This window comes from Sporosarcina sp. FSL K6-3508 (assembly GCF_038615825.1).
Taxonomy (GTDB): Bacteria; Bacillota; Bacilli; order Bacillales_A; family Planococcaceae; genus Sporosarcina; species Sporosarcina newyorkensis.
Window position 1 is genome coordinate 1,796,497 of record NZ_CP152016.1, and the last position, 19,125, is coordinate 1,815,621.

Below are 19,125 nucleotides of genomic sequence, written 5' to 3' on the forward strand. Positions count from 1 at the left end.
AAACACCCCATTTCTATTAATAAAACGCCCAATACAAAATATTCTTTTGTAAGAATTTGAGAGGCAAGTTAATTGCCTAACTCTCTTGTTGTATATGTGTAATCATATAATTTGTAAAATAGCTCTTTACTTTTTCTAGATTCAGCGCGCTGTATAGGACAATCCCTTGTGCATCATGATCGAACGTTAAAACGACTTTATCACTTGATTTGAAAATTCGGTTACGGCCAGTTCGGTTCTCCAGCTTATTTTGAGATACAATGAACGTGTCGTTTTGATATGCTAAGTAAAATAATTTTTCGAACACAATATTTAATTCATCGGTGTTCTTTACTGTTAAAAAGAAGCCGCATGATACATCCCTTTTGAAGAGAGGGTCAACACACGCTGCCCAGAGTCTATATATTCTACATCATACTCCGCCCAATCCTTCTGCATTTGACGTTGCTCTCCGTCGTGCGTTTCAATATAGATAGACAATGGATAAAAATAAAGATTTTCAATTGTTTCAAAAGCAAATTTCTCCATACAATCATAGTCCGTATTGATATAATACGATTTAGCCTGTTCTTGTAAATCTACATCACGTTCTCTATCTTTATCGGGAATATAAATTTCCAGTTGAAATGGCAGCTCTTTCACTGGCAACACACCACATGGCAAAGGCACTTGTTCATAAAACGATACATGTCTATTAAAATCGGCAATCACTTTGTCATGTTTATCATATATAACGCTCGTACATTCACTGATATTATTTGCTGTAATCCAACTCCTGGCAGCGTCATCTAAAAAGAATTTGTAGCATTTACCATGATGATCTGTTTTTACTCGTTGGTTTTTAAAAAGCTTCTTCATCTGCTTTAGTATCTTCTCTTCAGTTAACCCTTTGTACATCAATATATCCACAGTACAGGCTTTCATAATAAAATAATCAAAAAGCATTTTCCGCTGATTTTTCACTTCGTTATTTCGCACATCGAACTCAGGTGAATCGATATCCAATTCATTCGTTTGGTCTAAAATATACACAACTTCACCTCTAGTTCCGTTTTTAAAAACTTCACTTTCCAGATTATAGCCTATAGGATTTAATTTCTTTAACTTTTCCAGTCCTCGAACTATTACTAAATGTATATACATCACAGAAGTCAATTTCTGTACCATTTATTAATGAAATCACACCATTTATAGAAGCAAATTTCCCGTGAGTTATCACTTGGTAAATTTCAAGGCAGGAAACAAGGTTTTTTACTTCCTCTTGCAAGGTAGTAACAAATGAACCTATACCTTCTATTTTTTTATGATCTTTTAATTGATACCATATAATTGATTCAACTGCATACTCCTTAATGATTTCATGTTGCAGCTCAACTATAGCTACTGTAAAGTCAATGACTATTTGTTTTCTTGGAGCATTATCACATCCTTTTGGAATGATAAGTTTCATTTTATTTGGGGAACTACTCACTCATTTTGACCTCCAAAAAAATCTAATTATATTTGTTATACTTTATTTTAAAAAGGCAGTTTGGTAAAGAAAATTTCCGCCTGAATCAAGTTCTTATTCTATTTGTTCCACTTTGAACGCGACGGCAGGATGTTAGTTCCATCAGTCTCTTCAACAGTTCCTTAAACCTTATAAAAAATAATATACTTTAACATTCGAAGCCGACTCTCTCCTTATGTAAAAAACGCAATTTTTAAAAGGACCTGGCTCTATCATCTTTCCGTCATATAGAAAAGAAGATAACACAAGGTCAATTTCATCAACCGTGTCATCTTCTTTGGTCATACCGCGACTTCTTTCACCAAGTCTCATCACCAAATGTGAAACTTGTTATAGCCCGGGGTTTCATACAGCACCCCAGGGCATATCGGTTCCTATTAATTCCGTATTATAATATATACCAAATAAACAATATAGGCGGCAGCAAGCACTGATCCTTCCCGCTTCCCAATCTTGAAATTGGTCCTTGAGAAAATCATTAACACAACAGTTAGGACGATCATGAACATCACATCAATAAACACCTTATCATTCACGGCTAATGGAGAGATTGCAGCCGAAGCACCAAGTACAAATAAAATGTTGAAAATATTACTCCCTACAATATTCCCCAGTGCTATTTCACTTTCTTTTTTCAGTGCCGCCGAAATAGATGTGACAAGTTCAGGAAGAGATGTTCCAATTGCAATAATTGTGAGTCCCACCAATGTTTCACTCATGCCAAGAGAGTAGGCGATTTTTGTACCATTATCTACTACTAAATCCCCTCCAAATATAATAGCAGCCAAGCCTAATATGGTAATTAATATATTTTTACCCCAGCTGATATTCTCAGGTACGGGTTCATTCGCAGCATTTTTTCGGCTTTTTAGTCCAATCTCGATAACGTAATACATGAAAATGGAAAGGAACAATAAGAAGATGAATCCATCACCACGTGTAATCATGTTGCTGCTGAACCCTTGCAATGCCATGTCACTCATAAGAATAAGCAATGCCACACTTGCGAGTAAGGTAAATGGAATTTCTTTTCTAATAGTCTCACTTTCAACCTTCAAAGGATATAGAAAAGCAGCCACTCCTACGACGAGAGTAATGTTAAAAATATTGCTTCCAACTACGTTTCCTACTGCAACCTCAGCACTTCCTTCCAGTGCTGCAATAATACTGACCGTCGCTTCCGGTGAACTTGTCCCAAAAGCTACAATTGTTAACCCGATTAAAATAGGCGGAACCTGAAGCAGTCTCGCGATATTGGAAGCCCCGTCAACAAAATAGCCAGCTCCTTTTATTAACAATGCAAATCCAATAATTAATATTATATATGCCATTGGTTTGTTTTCCTCCTATTCATTCACGTATTTTTACTATTCTTTTCTGTTTACCTTAAATACATACCCTATTATTACGGAATATAAAAACGGATAACGTAAAAACGATTCCAGAATATTGGTCAGCGAATAAATGCTGCTTCCTTTTTTGAAAGAGCATCCTCTAACCATTGAGGGTGCATTGTTAACAGATCTTCTGGTAAATTATCCTGGCCGAAAAATTTAATTTCAAGCGATTCGTCTGAATTACATTTCAATTCCCCACCTGTAATTTCAGCAAGAAAACAAGTCGTTATAAAATGAACTGTCTTGCCATTTGGATAATTGAAAACTTGTGAATTAGGATCGGAATAAACACCAATTAGCTTTTCAATTCTTACATCTAAATTCGTCTCTTCTTTTACTTCTCTTATAACTGCTTCAGACACGGTTTCACCAATTTCCACATGTCCTGAAGGGATACCCCACAGGCCCACATCCGCTCTTTTTTGCAATAGAACTTGATTCTCTTGGTTCAAAATAATTACAGCAACCCCGGCTTTTAATGCATCAATTTTTTTCAAATTAAAACTCCTTTCTTCTAGAAAATGGTCTGGTTGTGTGTGTTAATTTTTAATTTCCGAAAAAGGCATCTTTTTTGATATTTTGTTTTGAAATATTATTGTTTGTTAGGGATATTGAAATTGTATCTACCATTGGCTTCGGTCCCGCAATATAGTATTTACTACCATTCTTATATACATTGGTAAACTTGTCTATTTCCTGATGTAATTCATCTCTTGAATCAAGGTAAGTTACACTTATTGAAGTATTTTCGGCAATTCCATCAAGTTCATCTTTAAATATAAATGCTTTATTGCTATCTAAATAAAGCAGATGTAAATTATTCTGTCCAATCTCTTCAGTCTTCAATTGTGTTATTATCGACCGAAATGGTGTTATTCCGATCCCGCCTGCAATTAGAAGGGAAGGACTGTTATTTTGGAGATAACCCGCCCCCCCGCCTAATGGTCCATTCATTTTAAGTTTCATGTCTTGTTTTAACTCTAACATGGCTTTCTTAAAATCGCTTGGTTGTTACTAATACGCATTGTGAGTCTAATCACATTCTCGGTTGGAGCAAATGCAATAGAAAATGGCCGTATCGGTTTTTTTGTCTTCCTATGTATAATCATAAACAGACCATGTTGTCCTGCTTTCCAGGTTAAACCCTGTTCTTTTTCGAATAGAAAGGAATATACCCCTTCAGACTCTTTTTTGCTTTCTATTAATAACAATTCTCTCTTTTTGAATATTGATAAGGTATCTTGAATAAAGCTCATCATCCTGTTCTCCTTAAAACGAAAAACAGATCATTTTAGTGATCTGTTTAACATGATCTATTTTATCCATTCATTTAATTAAAGCAAAATACGATTATTGTTCCAACACTTTTTTAAGTTGCTCACCAAAGTTCGTCCAACTATATTTAGCTCCTTCAATAGCTCCTTTGGTTGCTTTTGTTTCCTCACTGAAACCTGTTTGTTCAAAATGCAAATGTGTAGCAGCGTCCGCACCTGTTTTCAATGTCCATGTAATCGTAGTGGTTTCTCCAGCGCTTGCCCAAGTGTAAGACAATATATGAGGTTCCTCAACTTTGAGTACCTCTCCATTAACAATTCCATCCCACCATTCATTTGGCTCAGAACGGAATTGGAATTTTTCTCCGACAGCTGGTTTAAAGTCATTGTTCCATATCCATTTTGCCAACATATCTGAATCTGTTAATGCCTTCCACACTTGTTCAATAGAACTTGTAAATTGAAAATCTAATGTTACGTCTGCCATAGTTTATTCCTCCGATAGTAATTTTTTTAAATGCGACACTTTTTCACCCAAAAGTTCTCATAAAAGGATACCCAGTCTTTAATTTCCTGCAAGGGGGCCGCATTTATTCGATACCTTGTTTCCCTTCCAACTTTACGAACGGTAACCAAACCCGCTTCTCTCAGGATAGCCAAATGTTTAGAAACTGCAGTACGCCCTATTTGGAATGGGGCAGTTAGTTCGTACAAAGGTAACTCCCCTGCATCTGCCAATATACGTAGCAATTTACGTCTCGTTGGGTCTGCGATGGCTTCATAAACATCACGACCTTCTTTTTTCTCGCTCAAAACCTCCCCCCCTCACAAATAGGACACCATTCAGTGTCTTTATAATAGGTCACTAAATGGTGTCTCGTCAATGTTTATTATTGGTATAACTGGCATAGATTTATTCTCTTGTTATTAAGTAAATTCTTGAACTGAACCAACCTTCTGAGTTGGACAGTAATTAAATCAATATTATTTCATTATTTCTCCTTAGGTGAGGTAAAGAACCTTTAAATTCTTATTCCCCTAATATGGGAATGACAACTTTATTCAAGGTATTCTCCACCATTTCCTTTTAATCAATGATATTTTCTTCTACTTCCCTTAGCTATTTTATTCAACTAAATGGCCTGGTTGTTATACAATCTGTTTTTAAAGTTGTCGTTCTATTTTGGTTGTATCTATACTTGGTAACTCAAATTATTTTCTCATTATCGACATGAAATATTTAATAATAAAACGCCCAATACAAAATATTTACGCACAAAATAACTGTAAAAATAATTGTCATAATCCAAACGATTTTCTTATATTTAGATAGTATTTTAACTTTTATTTTAACAATTATAAACCCACTATTGATAAGAGTGATCACTATATAAACAAAATTTAAAGTTAAAAATGGCTTAAGAAATGAATAACTTACCATAGATGAGGCCTTATAAACTATCCAAAGAATATTAGTAAACACAAGTAGATTTAAAATATGTTGAGTAAATAGTAATAAGTGCAGATGTTTTTTATTCCATATTCTTCTAAAAATCGTGACTATACTACAGAGTAAAGAAAACAGTATAGTGAATAATCCTAGAATAATTCCTCCCCACTCTAGGAAGTGTTTATAGTAAGGGACGTAAAGTAAATCTGAATACATATTAGATAACATTTTTTTAGTTTGCGGATGATGTGAATAAAGGTCCAGACTGTGTATACTGAATCCATCTTCTGTTCTGTAGATGCCTGGTTCTAGCTGTGAATACTTCAAGTCGTTTACCATTAAATCGTGTGACCCATTTTGCTTCGTCTTGCTTCTTAAAAATAACCCGTACACTCTACTAAATCCGTGTCGTGGTAACCGGGCCGGCTCATAAATACCTTTCCACTGAGATGAATTTTCTACTTTTTCTTCATTTTCTCCATGTTCATATTCTCCAAAAATGATTTCAGGAATCCCCGCTGTGAACGTACTTTCATTTTTAATGTTTGTCAACACTAAAACTCCGATACGTTCTTTTCTATCTACATAAAATGAGGAGCTAAAAGCCTTAGAATTCCCACTGTGACCATAAACATGCTGACTTTTCGAAGGTAAATAAAATAAACCGTTTGCAACCCTTGGGATATTGATTTCTGGGTAATATAATGTTGGTTCAAACATTATATTAATCGTTTTTTTATCTTTAAATAAGGGGGCTCCATCCTCGGCTAATAACGCTTGTAACAGCTTTTGCAGATCTGTAGCTGTTCCCATAGCACTACCTACTGGATACATAGGAATCGAGTAAAAATTAGGTTTGATTAATTGCAGCGTATTCGAATATCCCTGCACTTCTTTCCGCCGTTCTTTCACCCATTTGTTATCGTCTTGTTCAGGATCTATTGCGGTTTTCGTCATTTGAAGTGGTTCTAAAATATTCTTCCGTACGTATTCCCGATAGTCTAGACCACTCACTTTCTCAACAATATAGGCAGCGAGACCACTACTGTAATTTGAATAGGCAACGACTTCATCAGGAGGAAATATTTGTTTAATATCGGCCTCTTCAAGTACTTCTCGTAAGGAGCTCTTTTTTGTTGGACGATGAATCATTAAATCTGTATAACTATCATCAAATCCCGCTGTATGATGCATTAAGTACTGCATCGTGATCGGATCCTCAAATTTTTTTTTGGAGCGGAAATTATTTGGCAAGTAAGTCTCAATATCTGTTTCTAAATCAAGCATTCCTGACTCTACTAATTGCAAAACACTGATCCAAATTAGAATTTTAGAAACGGATGCCCATTCAAAAACCGTATTTTCATTAACTAGGTGTTGTTCTTCTATATTTGAATAACCTTTCATTTTGTAAATGATTTCACCTTGGTCAATTACAATCGTTGCCAATCCAGCAACATTTCCCTCGTGTTCTAGCATATAATTCTCTAATTTATTTTCTAAATCAATATGTTCATTCGCAGAAAACGTTGACTGAGGGTTATATCCAAATAGGATCCAAAGGAGTAGAAAACAAATGAAAGTATTAAAGAACTTATTATTGTGATTACTCACTTTGTTCCCCCCCTTTTTCTATCAATTGAACTGGATGTATAACTTTCTGATACATTTTATTGCTCGCGAAAGCCCTTATCTCTGACAAGGCTAATAACTATCAAACAACCGTCCGAAAGGGTTCCTAAAATTGCTACTTTACTCCTCACTAGACTTCAATCGACGTATTAAATTTTCCTATAATAATTGCAGAAAAAAGTGGTGGCTACGTATTATTAGATGACCTTTTCCGTTTTTCATTCAATAAATAAACGGAATACACTATTATTAATATCATTCCTACCACGATAGCAATGGCTAAGCCAAGTAGTCCCACCATGCCTACCCAGCCAACTGTAAACGTTAAAAAAAATAGCGAATACAATAATCCTGCTATGATCAAAGCAATGGGAACATTGAAAGGAAACAGTCGCTTCCAACCTAATCCCAAAAAGGTCAAAAGAAGAATTAATACTACCGAGAAAGCTGTGTGTATTGAACTCCAACGAAACTCAGCGCGAGATTGATCAGCATCAAAAGAATGTGATGTACTATTTATATCTAAAAATGCAAAAACTGCTGTAATAACCCCTATCAAAACAAGGGATATGAACACAAACCAATTAATTGTTTTTAAAATACGCTTATTAATCATTTTACCCCTCCACACAGACGATCTTTTCCCAAACAAATTACACCCCTCATAATTACTCAATGAGATATTACTATATTTTATTCTGTAATCTGGATCCGATTCAGGCACAGTGTTCCTCGTAGACTAAACCCATTAATTTTGCACTATCAGTCTTACACGTTTTTCCGGTTTTCTGAAGAGTCAGAAGAGAAGGACTACCCCGATAACGTTAAAAACACTTGCACAATAACAAAATAAGTCGTTTTAAACGTCCAACTAAGTGAATTCAAATTGAACACGAGAGAGCTGCCTAAACTGACAAACATAACTACCGATGCTACTAATAATCTTCTCTTCATTGGCATTTTCCCTTTCTGAACTCTATTCACAAATCAGCTCCAATTATGAAGAATGAGCGCTGATCTTTTTTCAAGAACAGCGCCCATTAGGTGAATTAGCATCCTTTTGTTGATAAATCATACGATATACCTTCAGAGTCCTTATCACTTATCTAACTTATCGGCAATATTCTGCAGTATGTCATTTCTGCGGTCCTGTATTTTAATGAATTTCACTAGAAACCAAACAATGAATATAGCCGGAACCATATAAAATAACAAACCTAAAATGGGAAGAAAAGCAAAAAATATACTACCATCCATGGTCTAACATCCTTTCTTTTCCGGTTCAATTCAAGCTTCTGAATCTCAACCTCATACTTCCTGGATCATCTCCACTCGGTTACCAAAAGGATCTCTGAATTCAAATCGTTCGAAACCTGGGATGGGAACTCCTTCAATCACTTGAATGTTATGCTGTTTTAACACGCTACGCCAATATGAAATATCCTGTACCTGATAAGCTAAGTGAGCTTTTGTTGTGACTCTGTCAAACCCATCTTCTGCCCCCACGTGAACGTCTCGATCTCCGACTTCTAACCAAAATCCCCCACGTCCTTTTAAGGAATCCGGCTTTTCTCTCTCCGTTAAACCAAGAATTTCGCAATAAAACTTTTTCCCCTCTTCTTCAGCCCCAGTGGGAATTGTAATCTGTGCATGGTGTAAACCGATGATCATAATATAACTCTCCCTTTAATTAACTGATAAAGCATCTCTAATCATAAAATTTGTATAAATCGCGCCTAATTAAGGTTATCCAAATAAGCCGAAAAAATCAGTTATAAATAACGAAAATAAAAGTATTGAGAAAACTACCATTTGAATAATCGTGAAAATATAATTATTCCCATTTTCAGCATATCGTTTTTCCATAACAGCTCTACTGTTTCAGATACAATCATAAAGGCGAATAAAATGAAATACGTCTCCAAAAACCAAATACGCTCTGTAGGTACGCGTGTAATGTTAACGGAATAACCAATTAACAGCAAAACAATGGAAGCAATTCTAATTGTCCAATCAATCTTTTTATGTTTGGCATTTACATGGTCATACGAAAAAGGCTTTTTCTTTTCCACGTTCAGCCATTTCCTAAGAATCTTATTAAGAAAAAAGACGAAAAGACTGAAAACAGATATCATTAGAATTAACTTTACAAAAATACTCCCCATGACCGATCCACCATCTTCTAATTAATTTTTTATTGACGTTTCTTTAGGATCGTTGCAATCTATTGGGAAAATTAAGCTAGAGAAAGCGAATCACCAAAATAGGAAAGTTCGATATTGGGAGTTAAGCTTTCCTTTCCACATACACACTCGAAATTCCTAGCCCGAATAACAGCAATACCCCTACTAGAGTTAAATTCGACCATTGCAATCTCGAATCAAACAATTGCAAGAAAAAGGTAATAACAGGTATGAAACATAAAGACATCATAACCAAAAAAGTTTCACAGTACTGTATTCCTTTTTGCAGTAAGTACATGGGGATGAGAACACCTGTAAATGTTATTACCAAAATCCATCCAATATTCTCTAGCGCATAATCAAAAATCAGATCATATGTAAAAAAGAATGATAGTAAAATAATGCCGTAAAATCGTTTTGATAATATCATTGAACTCGTCCAGCCTTCATTGCTTAACTGCTTGGAATAAATAGTACATAACACTGCGCCTAAACCACATGCCACGCTCGCAAAAATACCAAGAAGAACATTCACATCCCATTGTATTGCGGTAGCGGATTGTCCCGTGAAAACTGCATAAATTAGCAAAAAAGTCGTAAGCAAAGTTCCAACTGCTATTCCCCATTTTTCTAGTATAACGGCTTTTCTTTGAAAAAGGGCAATCAAGATGACAAACAAAGGGCCAATCCCCATCTCCAATGAACTGACAATGGCTGGCTCAATATACTTCAACGCATAGTAAAAACCCATGAACGTTAACGCGGATGAAAGATTCAACTTTACTAATGGAGAAATGGCTTTCCGCCAATAATAAGGCAGCCTTTGCTTACGTGCAAACCATTGAAAATAACAAGTCGTAATAAAAAAACTAATACCGGTGAATAAAAAAGGATGAACAGATTGTACCCGATTCCCATAATAAACCTGACTTAGCGCAGTGAGGATTGCCGATAATATGAGAGCCGCTACCCCGATCATATATTTGCTTTGAGTCCTGTCTGCAGCATATTCCATGACGCTCCGCTCCTTTTAAAAAGCTTTTTCTATCAATTAAAATAAATTATATAGGAAATCGGCTATGTACGTTTCCAGTAATGCGGCTAAAATAATGATGGGTAAAACAAAAAAAGCGTACGTCCTTACAGTTGCTAAAAATGACTTAATAAATGATAATCCCAATCTATCTTTCTTAAATATATTTTTTATATTCGCTCTAATCACTCGGTTCAATTCAAATAGAGCCGCTGCAAGTAAGCATAACGCAAAAACCTCAAAAACATAGTGAGGAAGAGAAGAAAGTATAATTTCAAAGCCTTTTCCAAAATCACTTTGCAACGCAACTCCAAAAAGAATTCCTGGCAAGGAGACTGTTGTAATGATATTGAGAAAATACAAAAATTGTATTGGAATCAAGGCTAGGATAAACATCTGAAAAGGTACCATGAAACCGTTATTTACAATATATGACCATACTTTATCCACACCAGTAGCTTCTTTAACTTGTTCGGACGCCCTACTGTCTATTCCTTTCATTACCTCTTTTAAATCCGGATTGATTATGTACGTTATGATTGCGGCAAGTATTGTTATGGATGCTGCAAATATGAAAAACTTAATAGCTCTTTTAAATAAAGCCTTATCGATTATGTTTGGCATAGTAGACGTTACGATTTGGAATCATACTCCTTTTTTAAACATTCACGATTGTTTCAATAGGCTTGACTATTGGAACTTCGCGATCATTTTTTATACAGATACTCTCTATGATACAAGAACTTCATACATTAGTCTCTCGTTCTCTTTCTTCCCTTTCTTCCCTTTCTTTTATGTATCTTTCATAAACATCTTTCGCTCTGTTATTGCTATTGATTGGTACTACCTGTTTATGTATCTCATTAATTAAGATAAATAACCTGAAAATGACTCCAACAATAATTGCACATATAATATATATTCCAATAGGACCGAGGAAAACCAAGGTGCCTAAAAACCCTGCTAAGAGAACGGATAACAACAACTTCATTAAAACCCTCCTTAATTTACCTAATTGTAATCAGTTAAATGAACTTTTTCTGGCACAACGTTGTCCGGCTTTTACCTCCAGACAAATCACCGGCAACGTTGCTATTTGATAATCATTTTTATTAATGCCAATATGAAATAGTGAATAACTCCACCGACCATGCCGAAAATAAGCATAGACAAAATTGGAAATAAATCATATAGAACTACGCTCCCCAAAAGACCTGCCAAACTGCCGAAACCCGCATATAAAAACTTCTTCATCCATTTCGAACAATTTTTAATTCTAGCGGAAAAATCGATGTACAATGAAACTGGGAGAGCCCCAAACATAAAGAACGGAAATGAATAAAGGATCACTACCATTATGGCTGGACCGAAATTCCAAGAATCTTGTAAAAATGTTATTGAATAGATTGCCAAGAGAACCCCAAAAAGTATGGGGGAAATCAACATCGCTAAAAAATAGAGAGAAAAGCGATTAAATGTCTCATTATAGCTCATGTCATTTAAAATCTCTTCTTATTCTTTCCTACCACTTAAGAAAAATTTGGTCATATGTTGCTTTAAAGTCTGAATCGATTCTGACATATGATTGTTCGAGTAATTCAGTGGCTCTTCTTAAAGATGTTATCAATCTCGTCTCGGTCATAATCTAATATCCATTCATTGTATTCTTCAAAATTACCTCGAATTGCATCCAGTGAGTTAGCTAGCAAATCACAACCACGATCATCATATATGTGAAAGATCGTTTTTTTACTGACATTGATAAAATATATTCTGTGAAAAATACTTGGCCTTACTCCCATATCTTGGTTGCAAATTGCTTTAAGCATAGGAGAGTAGTTAAAATCAGATACTTTACATTTTAAACTGAATCTATGTGTGCTATATGTTCCTTCCTCGTCATCTTCTGGAAAAATGTAAGGAATTATATGGTGTTGTAACTTAAATAGGATTGCTTTTTCCTTTACATACTTAGAAAAGATGTTTAATTTTCTCTTGTAAGCTTTGTGCTCCCCAAAGTCATTCACATCCACTACGATGTAAACATCATCATTCGACGAATGGATAGATTTAAATAAAGTACTCGCTCTTTTATAAACCTCTTCTAAATAAGAATGGCTTTCATGAATATTTTCTAATTCGTAATTCACTCCTAATTCATAGCGAATACCAATACTCCAATTATAAAATAGAGGTGGTCTAAGTTTTAAGTTAGGAAACTTTTCTTGCATATATTGATCTACTGACATATTCCATCCTCATTTCTTTTAACAGGACAATCCTCTTTTAACAATTTGGCTCTATTTCTGAACAAGCGAGAATTCTCGTTCAAGAATTGCACACGATTGTCGTGAAATTTACTAACGAATATTGCCTAATGACATTTTTGTATTTAATTTCTATCCAAATGGTAGATTAATTGTACAACGCCGGAGGAATAAGTTGTGGTATTAATCAATTTCAAATTCAACCTCTGTCCTATATCAATAAACAGTGGTCTCCCTTCCCCCAAAACCACAGGGTGAACAGATAATCTAAATTCATCAACAAGCCCTAAATCCATAAAAGTGGTGATGAGGCTTGCCCCACCGTATAACCAGATATCTTTACCAGGCTTACTCTTTAATTTTTTTACTTCTTCGGATATATTTTTATTCACAAATAGTGCTTTATTGTTAGACCCTTTTTGCGTTCTGGAAAATACATATTTCTCCTTACTGTGAATCAACTCCCACATTTCTTTTTCATCATCAGCAGCTTTGATTGTGGGAGTATATTGTCCCCATAAATCATAACTTTTTCTTCCATATAAAATTGTATCGATTTGATGTAGGAAATTAGTAAACTCCATTTCAGGGTCCATTATGCACCAATCAACTTCCCCATTTTTTCCTTCAATAAATCCATCTAGAGTAACGGCTAAATCTAAAATTATTTTTCTTGATTTTACTTTATTGGACATTACTTTTCCTCCTTGTTCTTCTTGGCCATTTCAAAAGAAATAGCTGCAAAACTAATTAAAAAGAAAGCAAGAAATCCGTAAGCTGCTCCTTCGAATCCCTTAATGTTTACAAAACCAATGTAAAACAGAACAATCGCCGTTATAGCTGTTAAGATTCCGGGTAATGTCTGAACAAACAAAGAAAAGTGCATCTTCTTAAACCACCAAGTAATCAACAATATAATACTCCCCAATATAACAGCTGTTAAAAAAGGTGCTAAAATCATCATATTACTCAAGCCCTTCTGTGTTTTTGTTCATCATATATACCTAGCAATAGACAGCCACGGCTATTTATTTCGCTAAATGGCCCGATTGTTGGAATGATAATACTTCTGATGCTTACGCATTAAAACAATTATTCATTTGCCGTTAATTCTTCAGAAAAACCATTGTCATCCTCATATTCAAACTTACCGATTTTCCCTTTTTCCTTTGTAGAAAAGAGAACGACACCTGATACCTCAGCAGATTTTTCTTTCTCTCCATCTTTCTGATATCCGACTGTTGCTGAGAAGGTATAGCGATTGGAAGCTTCCTTCGATTTCTCAATAACTGCATTCTTTAAATTCAACTGGTGTCCTGATATATAAGCATTGACTGGATAACTCAATCCAATGGTGTTAAGAAAGGTTTCGACATATAACTCTGTAAAGTAAGGCCCATATACTTCTTGTACATACTTACCCAACTCAGAGTTCACTCCATAACCGTCTATAACAGTCGTATACTTAGGATCATGAATAAGTGCCATAAAATTCTCGTCTGGACCATTGAATTGAAGTTCCAGAACATTTTTTATAACTCCTACATTTACATCTTCTGCGCCCGCCTTTGAGCAAGCAGCTAATTAAACTCCAGATAGCACGAGCATCAAGCTTATAAACGATAATTTGATTACTTGTTTCTTCTTTTTCATCAAGATAAGCCCTCCTCACTATCTACTTATACAATTAGAAAACGTTCCAATATTTTTGGTGATAACTTTCTCAAAGTTCGGAAACTAAAAATCACTACGTAAATTTATCCTTACAATCAATTCAACTATAGGTGAAAGAAAAGTATCCGGTATCATTGATGAATGCAAGTTTCCTGTAAAATTTGTTAAGCCAAAAAATGCTCCATCTATTTCGATCCAATCCAATTCACTCACATCCTGAATCTCCCCCATAAAATGATAATCGGCTACATAATAATATGTTCCATCCTCATTTTTAGCAGCTCTCCATACCTCTGCTTCCTTTCTTGGGTCAATACCAAGCTGATCAAAAAACTGCTTAATATCAGGTGTTGTTTGCATAATCGCCCTGGCGTAATATGAACACTCAGGACATCCACAATGGGCTTTTTCTGAAACAAGTGGAAGTTCCTTATATAACTCCTTTGTTTTCCTTTTATCCACCTTGACAATGTATCCATTTATTTTAAGATGTTCCAACCTCTGATCCCCACCAATATTTTTAATTAGACGCTAAATTACTTTTCAAGTCTACCAATATAAGCCCTATTAAAAGCATCACTAAAATTACCTGTTGGAGTTCTCTTCAATTCCTCTAGCCTTAATTTTTGGAATTTAATTCTTCATTCACTTTATAAATTATACTGCCAAACATAAATTTAACAGGGTATAACACAAGAATGACTGCAATTATTTGACTAAAGGTTTTAAGCGATCCGTGAAGATGCAAAATATCCCTGATCAAGTAATTAGCTAGTTGAATAAGGACATATGCCACCATTACAAACAAAATAAATGAAAAGACAAGCTGTAAATATTGAGATACGGATAGCTTTTTCATCTTCTTTAATCTCTTGATCCGACCATCGCTAATGGCAAAACAGAGATACGTCACGGGGAGCCATAATAAGTAGATATCCAAATAACCAAACCAGATCCACGAAGCACCCAACCCTATAAGCAATACCCAACCGAATATGTTGAATACTTTTTTATTCACTTTATCACCGCCAGATTTGATTTGTATCTTCTTGCTATGTATTTATTGAAATCTTATTAAAGGTTTATTGTCTCTCTCTATTTAGGGAACATAACCATTTCTATATAAATATAAGTACCAAAAAATAGGACATATCCTGCTGCAAGAAAAAAAGTGAAAGGTACAGGTTTCATTTTCGAAGTTCAGTAATCCCCATAACGATAAGCAATACTCCTCCTGACAGTAAAAGTTCTTTCATTCTTTATTTGGAAATAATTTATTTCCTATCAAACCACCGCCTAAAGCTGATAACCCAGCAATTATTACTCGGATAATCCTAGTAGTAGGAATTAAAAATTCAAACAACAGCATTATGGGCATAACAAATATACAAGTGAATATTATCATTCCAACGCTTCCCTTTTTCACAGCATTCCCCCCTCAGTGAATCAAGAATCCAGGAGACCTTTAGCCAACAAATGACCAGGAAAGAGCCCAATTCTTCATTCGATTCCGCCCTAATGAGCTTAAAGTAAATAGTGATAAACAACTAATGCTCAACAATATCGCCCCAATATGTTGAATCGGCTTCGTTGCTGAAAAGATGCCAGAAAATAATAGCAGTAAAACTAAAACAGGTGCACATAAGCCAAATACAATAGTAGGATATTTTAACTCCACTCTAAATTTCTCTTGATCTCCTTTTTCCATTTTTAAGTAGGCGTCAAACAAAAATATAAATACCATACGTACACCTACATTGTCGACAAACATGCTAACTGTCATAAATATTAAAAAGAGGATAACCGTGAGCGCAAGAAACTTGTTCAAACGAATCCTAAAATCTGAGAATTTAGGTTCAATTTTATACTTCGATCTACCGAACAACTACAGACTTTCTTTTGGAAAAATATAGACTAAAATTAAAATGCCATATACAGTGATCAGAAAAAATCCATAAAGAATAGTCTCTCCCAGAAGGATTCCCCCTAGTTTAGTAATGAACATACTATTTTTGAATTTCAACAAATGCTCCAATGATAAAAACAGACAATTCTTAATGCTAATAAAAGGTCGGAATATGGAAAAAAATCATCTTGTTTTCTAGGTCTTAATTTTTCTGATTTTAATATCAGAGCAATGTATAAGTATTTTCGTTTGTGAAAATAAAAATATTTCATGTTGTAATTTTTTTTTACTCAACGGTAGAATTTCATCATAACCCCAATCATCAAGTCCTTTTCTTCCACCGAAGACAATTTCATTGGGCTTATTACCGTAAACATTTCGTGTTATATCAAAATCCATCAAAAACTTACGGACGTTTAACCATTGTATTTCAAATATCCCCGCACCCTCTTCATATTGCTCAATGACCATTTTAATGGTGGTAGGGTCCTTTGTTTGACCGTTTTCCTGATTTACAGCCGTAATGGAAATGACCTTTCCATCATGGAATGAGTGTTTTTTCAAAAAATTTGAGGTCTCTTTATTAAATCTAGGTAAGATCTTTTTTAATTCCTCTACGTAGCCCAATAGATCCCAATGGTCATCATCTACAAAATATTTCATTCCAAATCTTCTCCCTAAATTATTCAATTTGCCAATCGAATTTCTTCTTAGAAAATGGTCCGATCTAAGTATCAACTGACTAGTAATAGAAAATAATATTTTTTTTGTGACTAGCAACATAATACCTGCTACTGTGCCCATGATTGGTAGCACTATATTGATTATTTTTCCTGGTACTAGACACTTTCACAATCCGGTTGAAATGTAGCATTTATTTGTTCAGCTCTCATGCCCATTTGACACAAACACTTTTATGACTTTTTTTCTGATAATACAAGAAATAAAATGTAAACTGCTAATCCAATGAGAAGCCCATAAAAAAGTGAAGGTAAGATAAACAATAGTGCAAAACTATAGCTTAATAGTAAGGACACTACGCCTCCCAATATATAACTAAGCTTTTTAGGAAACAGAAACTTATTGCTTAATTTATAAAAAATAAAACCGCCAACTGAACTTACTAATGCTGATAACGTAAATAAATACAATTGAGTGAAGTACATAGGAATGCCACCGATCTTTTTCTGTTTTATTAATTGGCATGATAATGAAGGTTATACCTCTTTATTTTTTGGGCTAAATCTACTGATATACGTGACGAAAAGTATAATTAAAAATAATAATGCCACAGCAGACATGAGAACTCCCACGCCGGGTAAAATCCCTTTTTCAAAAATGCTCGTGATATTTCGCGGGTTGAAAATAAGAGCATTTAAAGACAATATTATACAAAAGATAACGGTATAAAACGCAGTCTGTTTATAAATCTTCAACCTCACCAATCCTTTCCTTCCAACTATTGGTACGGAAAACATCAAGTGAAAGTTTCATAATTTAATTTGATATTGAAAACGCACGCTCCTCAACCACATAAAAATGCCCACTTCGCAGGAGTTTCTTTCTTCAATAGATATAAAGTACAAGCAGTTATGTGTTTTGCATGCAAAATATATAAAAAATCATGCGTTTATAACACATGATCTTTTTTGACTTTTTGTGTTTTTCTTGTGAAATTATAAATACTTACTATGACCCCTATAACAAACACAATAATCGAATGTAATCCAAGGACTACTGCTATAAATCCTCCGGCAAAAGCTACCCCTTCACCTGTGTCATCCGGTTCAAGCCCAACGATGTTATTATAACTAACCCCAACAGACACAAAGGAAAAGACGATTACCGGAACTAAAAGTGCCATACCAATTGCAGAAAGCCATAAAGGGAATCTCTTTTGTTTGTATAAATACACTGCTACAAAATCACAGATTCCAATAGACAGAAATAAAACAATCCAAACCAGAGCATCTCCGTTCATTTTAATTTCACTCCTTTAATTTAATGGAGACATAACTTGAATTTCTGTGAGCTAAGGGTTTCAGTTGGGTTATCCGGCCCACGGTTTGACGTAAAAAGTTACATTGCATTGTTCCAGCAATATCGCCTTTATTTATAGCATTAACGCTAATCCCTATGTCAGATTAGCGCCCGATAAGGACTATAGTTATTTTTTAAAACTATCTAGCAACGTGTACCCGAAAATGATTCCTGCTACTGTTACAAGTGTTTGACCGCCAATTAATAGAAAATGTACAACAGGCACGATTGCTAGGTAAGATAAAATATACAGAACTACTATTAATAGAGCCGGCAATGCTACTGCAAGAAATTTTGTCCAATCGAATGACCATTTTTTACTTTCCTTTATTTCAATAAACAGTTGCGGTAACCGTAATAGCATCCCTAGTACAATAGGGAAAATTGCAGAAAACAGGACAACCGGCAGGATATTAAAATTCATGCTTGCCGTTTCTTTTAACTGGAACTCCCACTTCATTCCTAAGTAAATGATTAGACCAATCCCAATGGACCAAGCAAAATAGTAAAAGAAACGTTTCATTAAAATCGCCTCCCTTTGTTTTTTAGAATAAAGCACAATTGATTAAACCCATTACTTTTGTTTCGAGACTAATTTCCTTCCAACATCAAAATATTCCGATACGGCTTTGCGTTCAGCAGCATCGACCAAGATATAATGTGTATGCGGACCGATCTGAGAAGTGAATTTCACTGAATAACTTGTAACATTTTCATTAAAGCTGGTGATTAGTTCTTATGTTGTTCAGCTGTTATAAG

Annotated in this window: 29 protein-coding genes; all 29 read right to left on the reverse strand. The window is 34.8% G+C overall.

The window, feature by feature from the left end:
- Window positions 1-76 precede the first annotated feature (76 nt).
- Window positions 77-307, reverse strand: coding sequence for a hypothetical protein (locus MKX97_RS08755; RefSeq protein WP_078816662.1), 231 nt, complete (start codon window positions 305-307; stop codon window positions 77-79).
- Window positions 308-336: 29 nt separating this feature from the next.
- Window positions 337-1,032, reverse strand: coding sequence for a hypothetical protein (locus MKX97_RS08760; protein WP_078816663.1), 696 nt, complete (start codon window positions 1,030-1,032; stop codon window positions 337-339).
- A 43-nt stretch (window positions 1,033-1,075) separates the two neighbouring features.
- Window positions 1,076-1,471 (reverse strand): hypothetical protein, encoded by a 396-nt coding sequence (locus tag MKX97_RS08765; protein WP_342537451.1) that lies wholly within the window; start codon window positions 1,469-1,471, stop codon window positions 1,076-1,078.
- Window positions 1,472-1,887: 416 nt separating this feature from the next.
- Window positions 1,888-2,841: a calcium/sodium antiporter gene (locus tag MKX97_RS08770; protein WP_078816665.1), complete on the reverse strand. Its 954-nt coding sequence runs from the start codon at window positions 2,839-2,841 to the stop codon at window positions 1,888-1,890.
- 122 nt (window positions 2,842-2,963) lie between these two features.
- Window positions 2,964-3,404, reverse strand: a complete 441-nt coding sequence (locus MKX97_RS08775) for an NUDIX domain-containing protein (protein ID WP_078816666.1) — start codon at window positions 3,402-3,404, stop codon at window positions 2,964-2,966.
- A gap of 49 nt (window positions 3,405-3,453) precedes the next feature.
- Window positions 3,454-3,873, reverse strand: coding sequence for an FAD-dependent oxidoreductase (locus MKX97_RS08780; protein ID WP_342537452.1), 420 nt, complete (start codon window positions 3,871-3,873; stop codon window positions 3,454-3,456).
- A gap of 14 nt (window positions 3,874-3,887) precedes the next feature.
- Window positions 3,888-4,166, reverse strand: coding sequence for a hypothetical protein (locus tag MKX97_RS08785; RefSeq protein ID WP_342537453.1), 279 nt, complete (start codon window positions 4,164-4,166; stop codon window positions 3,888-3,890).
- A 91-nt stretch (window positions 4,167-4,257) separates the two neighbouring features.
- On the reverse strand, window positions 4,258-4,668 hold the full coding sequence (locus MKX97_RS08790) for an SRPBCC domain-containing protein (RefSeq protein WP_342537454.1): 411 nt from the start codon (window positions 4,666-4,668) through the stop codon (window positions 4,258-4,260).
- Between the two features lie 26 nt (window positions 4,669-4,694).
- Entirely contained in the window at window positions 4,695-4,994 is a 300-nt protein-coding gene (locus MKX97_RS08795; protein ID WP_342537455.1) for a metalloregulator ArsR/SmtB family transcription factor, read from the reverse strand.
- Between the two features lie 427 nt (window positions 4,995-5,421).
- On the reverse strand, window positions 5,422-7,245 hold the full coding sequence (locus tag MKX97_RS08800; protein ID WP_342537456.1) for a serine hydrolase domain-containing protein: 1,824 nt from the start codon (window positions 7,243-7,245) through the stop codon (window positions 5,422-5,424).
- Between the two features lie 205 nt (window positions 7,246-7,450).
- Window positions 7,451-7,879: an RND transporter gene (locus MKX97_RS08805; protein WP_078816669.1), complete on the reverse strand. Its 429-nt coding sequence runs from the start codon at window positions 7,877-7,879 to the stop codon at window positions 7,451-7,453.
- 194 nt (window positions 7,880-8,073) lie between these two features.
- Complete coding sequence (locus MKX97_RS08810) at window positions 8,074-8,217, reverse strand: hypothetical protein (RefSeq protein ID WP_342537457.1); 144 nt, start codon at window positions 8,215-8,217, stop codon at window positions 8,074-8,076.
- A 354-nt stretch (window positions 8,218-8,571) separates the two neighbouring features.
- Entirely contained in the window at window positions 8,572-8,934 is a 363-nt protein-coding gene (locus tag MKX97_RS08815; RefSeq protein ID WP_009496587.1) for a VOC family protein, read from the reverse strand.
- A gap of 75 nt (window positions 8,935-9,009) precedes the next feature.
- On the reverse strand, window positions 9,010-9,093 hold the full coding sequence (locus MKX97_RS08820) for a hypothetical protein (protein WP_342537496.1): 84 nt from the start codon (window positions 9,091-9,093) through the stop codon (window positions 9,010-9,012).
- A complete protein-coding gene (locus MKX97_RS08825) occupies window positions 9,069-9,335 on the reverse strand; it encodes a DUF4181 domain-containing protein (RefSeq protein ID WP_342537497.1) in 267 nt (88 codons plus the stop codon). Before MKX97_RS08825 ends, MKX97_RS08820 begins: the two co-directional genes overlap by 25 nt.
- Before the next feature lie 214 nt (window positions 9,336-9,549).
- Window positions 9,550-10,461 (reverse strand): DMT family transporter, encoded by a 912-nt coding sequence (locus MKX97_RS08830; protein ID WP_342537458.1) that lies wholly within the window; start codon window positions 10,459-10,461, stop codon window positions 9,550-9,552.
- Window positions 10,462-10,497: 36 nt separating this feature from the next.
- Window positions 10,498-11,103, reverse strand: a complete 606-nt coding sequence (locus tag MKX97_RS08835; protein ID WP_342537459.1) for a stage II sporulation protein M — start codon at window positions 11,101-11,103, stop codon at window positions 10,498-10,500.
- Window positions 11,104-11,224: 121 nt separating this feature from the next.
- The gene (locus MKX97_RS08840) at window positions 11,225-11,470 is read right to left on the reverse strand and encodes an ATP-dependent Lon protease (protein WP_342537460.1); all 246 of its coding nucleotides are present in this window, start codon (window positions 11,468-11,470) and stop codon (window positions 11,225-11,227) included.
- 101 nt (window positions 11,471-11,571) lie between these two features.
- Complete coding sequence (locus MKX97_RS08845) at window positions 11,572-11,973, reverse strand: hypothetical protein (protein WP_009496582.1); 402 nt, start codon at window positions 11,971-11,973, stop codon at window positions 11,572-11,574.
- A gap of 104 nt (window positions 11,974-12,077) precedes the next feature.
- Window positions 12,078-12,728 carry a DUF3885 domain-containing protein gene (locus MKX97_RS08850; RefSeq protein ID WP_342537461.1) on the reverse strand — a complete coding sequence of 217 codons (651 nt, stop codon included), beginning with the start codon at window positions 12,726-12,728 and terminating at the stop codon, window positions 12,078-12,080.
- Window positions 12,729-12,871: 143 nt separating this feature from the next.
- Complete coding sequence (locus MKX97_RS08855; RefSeq protein WP_078816676.1) at window positions 12,872-13,441, reverse strand: dihydrofolate reductase family protein; 570 nt, start codon at window positions 13,439-13,441, stop codon at window positions 12,872-12,874.
- On the reverse strand, window positions 13,441-13,710 hold the full coding sequence (locus MKX97_RS08860; RefSeq protein WP_078816677.1) for a hypothetical protein: 270 nt from the start codon (window positions 13,708-13,710) through the stop codon (window positions 13,441-13,443). The genes MKX97_RS08855 and MKX97_RS08860 overlap by 1 nt, the downstream gene beginning before the upstream one ends.
- 128 nt (window positions 13,711-13,838) lie before the next feature.
- Window positions 13,839-14,234 (reverse strand): hypothetical protein, encoded by a 396-nt coding sequence (locus MKX97_RS08865; RefSeq protein WP_342537462.1) that lies wholly within the window; start codon window positions 14,232-14,234, stop codon window positions 13,839-13,841.
- Window positions 14,235-14,483: 249 nt separating this feature from the next.
- Window positions 14,484-14,918 carry a hypothetical protein gene (locus tag MKX97_RS08870; protein ID WP_078816679.1) on the reverse strand — a complete coding sequence of 145 codons (435 nt, stop codon included), beginning with the start codon at window positions 14,916-14,918 and terminating at the stop codon, window positions 14,484-14,486.
- 121 nt (window positions 14,919-15,039) lie between these two features.
- Window positions 15,040-15,438, reverse strand: a complete 399-nt coding sequence (locus MKX97_RS08875; protein WP_009496576.1) for a hypothetical protein — start codon at window positions 15,436-15,438, stop codon at window positions 15,040-15,042.
- Between the two features lie 234 nt (window positions 15,439-15,672).
- A complete protein-coding gene (locus tag MKX97_RS08880; protein ID WP_342537464.1) occupies window positions 15,673-15,846 on the reverse strand; it encodes a hypothetical protein in 174 nt (57 codons plus the stop codon).
- Window positions 15,847-16,521: 675 nt separating this feature from the next.
- On the reverse strand, window positions 16,522-16,989 hold the full coding sequence (locus MKX97_RS08885) for a hypothetical protein (RefSeq protein WP_342537465.1): 468 nt from the start codon (window positions 16,987-16,989) through the stop codon (window positions 16,522-16,524).
- A 967-nt stretch (window positions 16,990-17,956) separates the two neighbouring features.
- Window positions 17,957-18,307 carry a hypothetical protein gene (locus MKX97_RS08890; RefSeq protein ID WP_342535789.1) on the reverse strand — a complete coding sequence of 117 codons (351 nt, stop codon included), beginning with the start codon at window positions 18,305-18,307 and terminating at the stop codon, window positions 17,957-17,959.
- Between the two features lie 186 nt (window positions 18,308-18,493).
- The gene (locus MKX97_RS08895) at window positions 18,494-18,889 is read right to left on the reverse strand and encodes a hypothetical protein (RefSeq protein ID WP_342535790.1); all 396 of its coding nucleotides are present in this window, start codon (window positions 18,887-18,889) and stop codon (window positions 18,494-18,496) included.
- Between the last annotated feature and the right edge of the window lie 236 nt (window positions 18,890-19,125).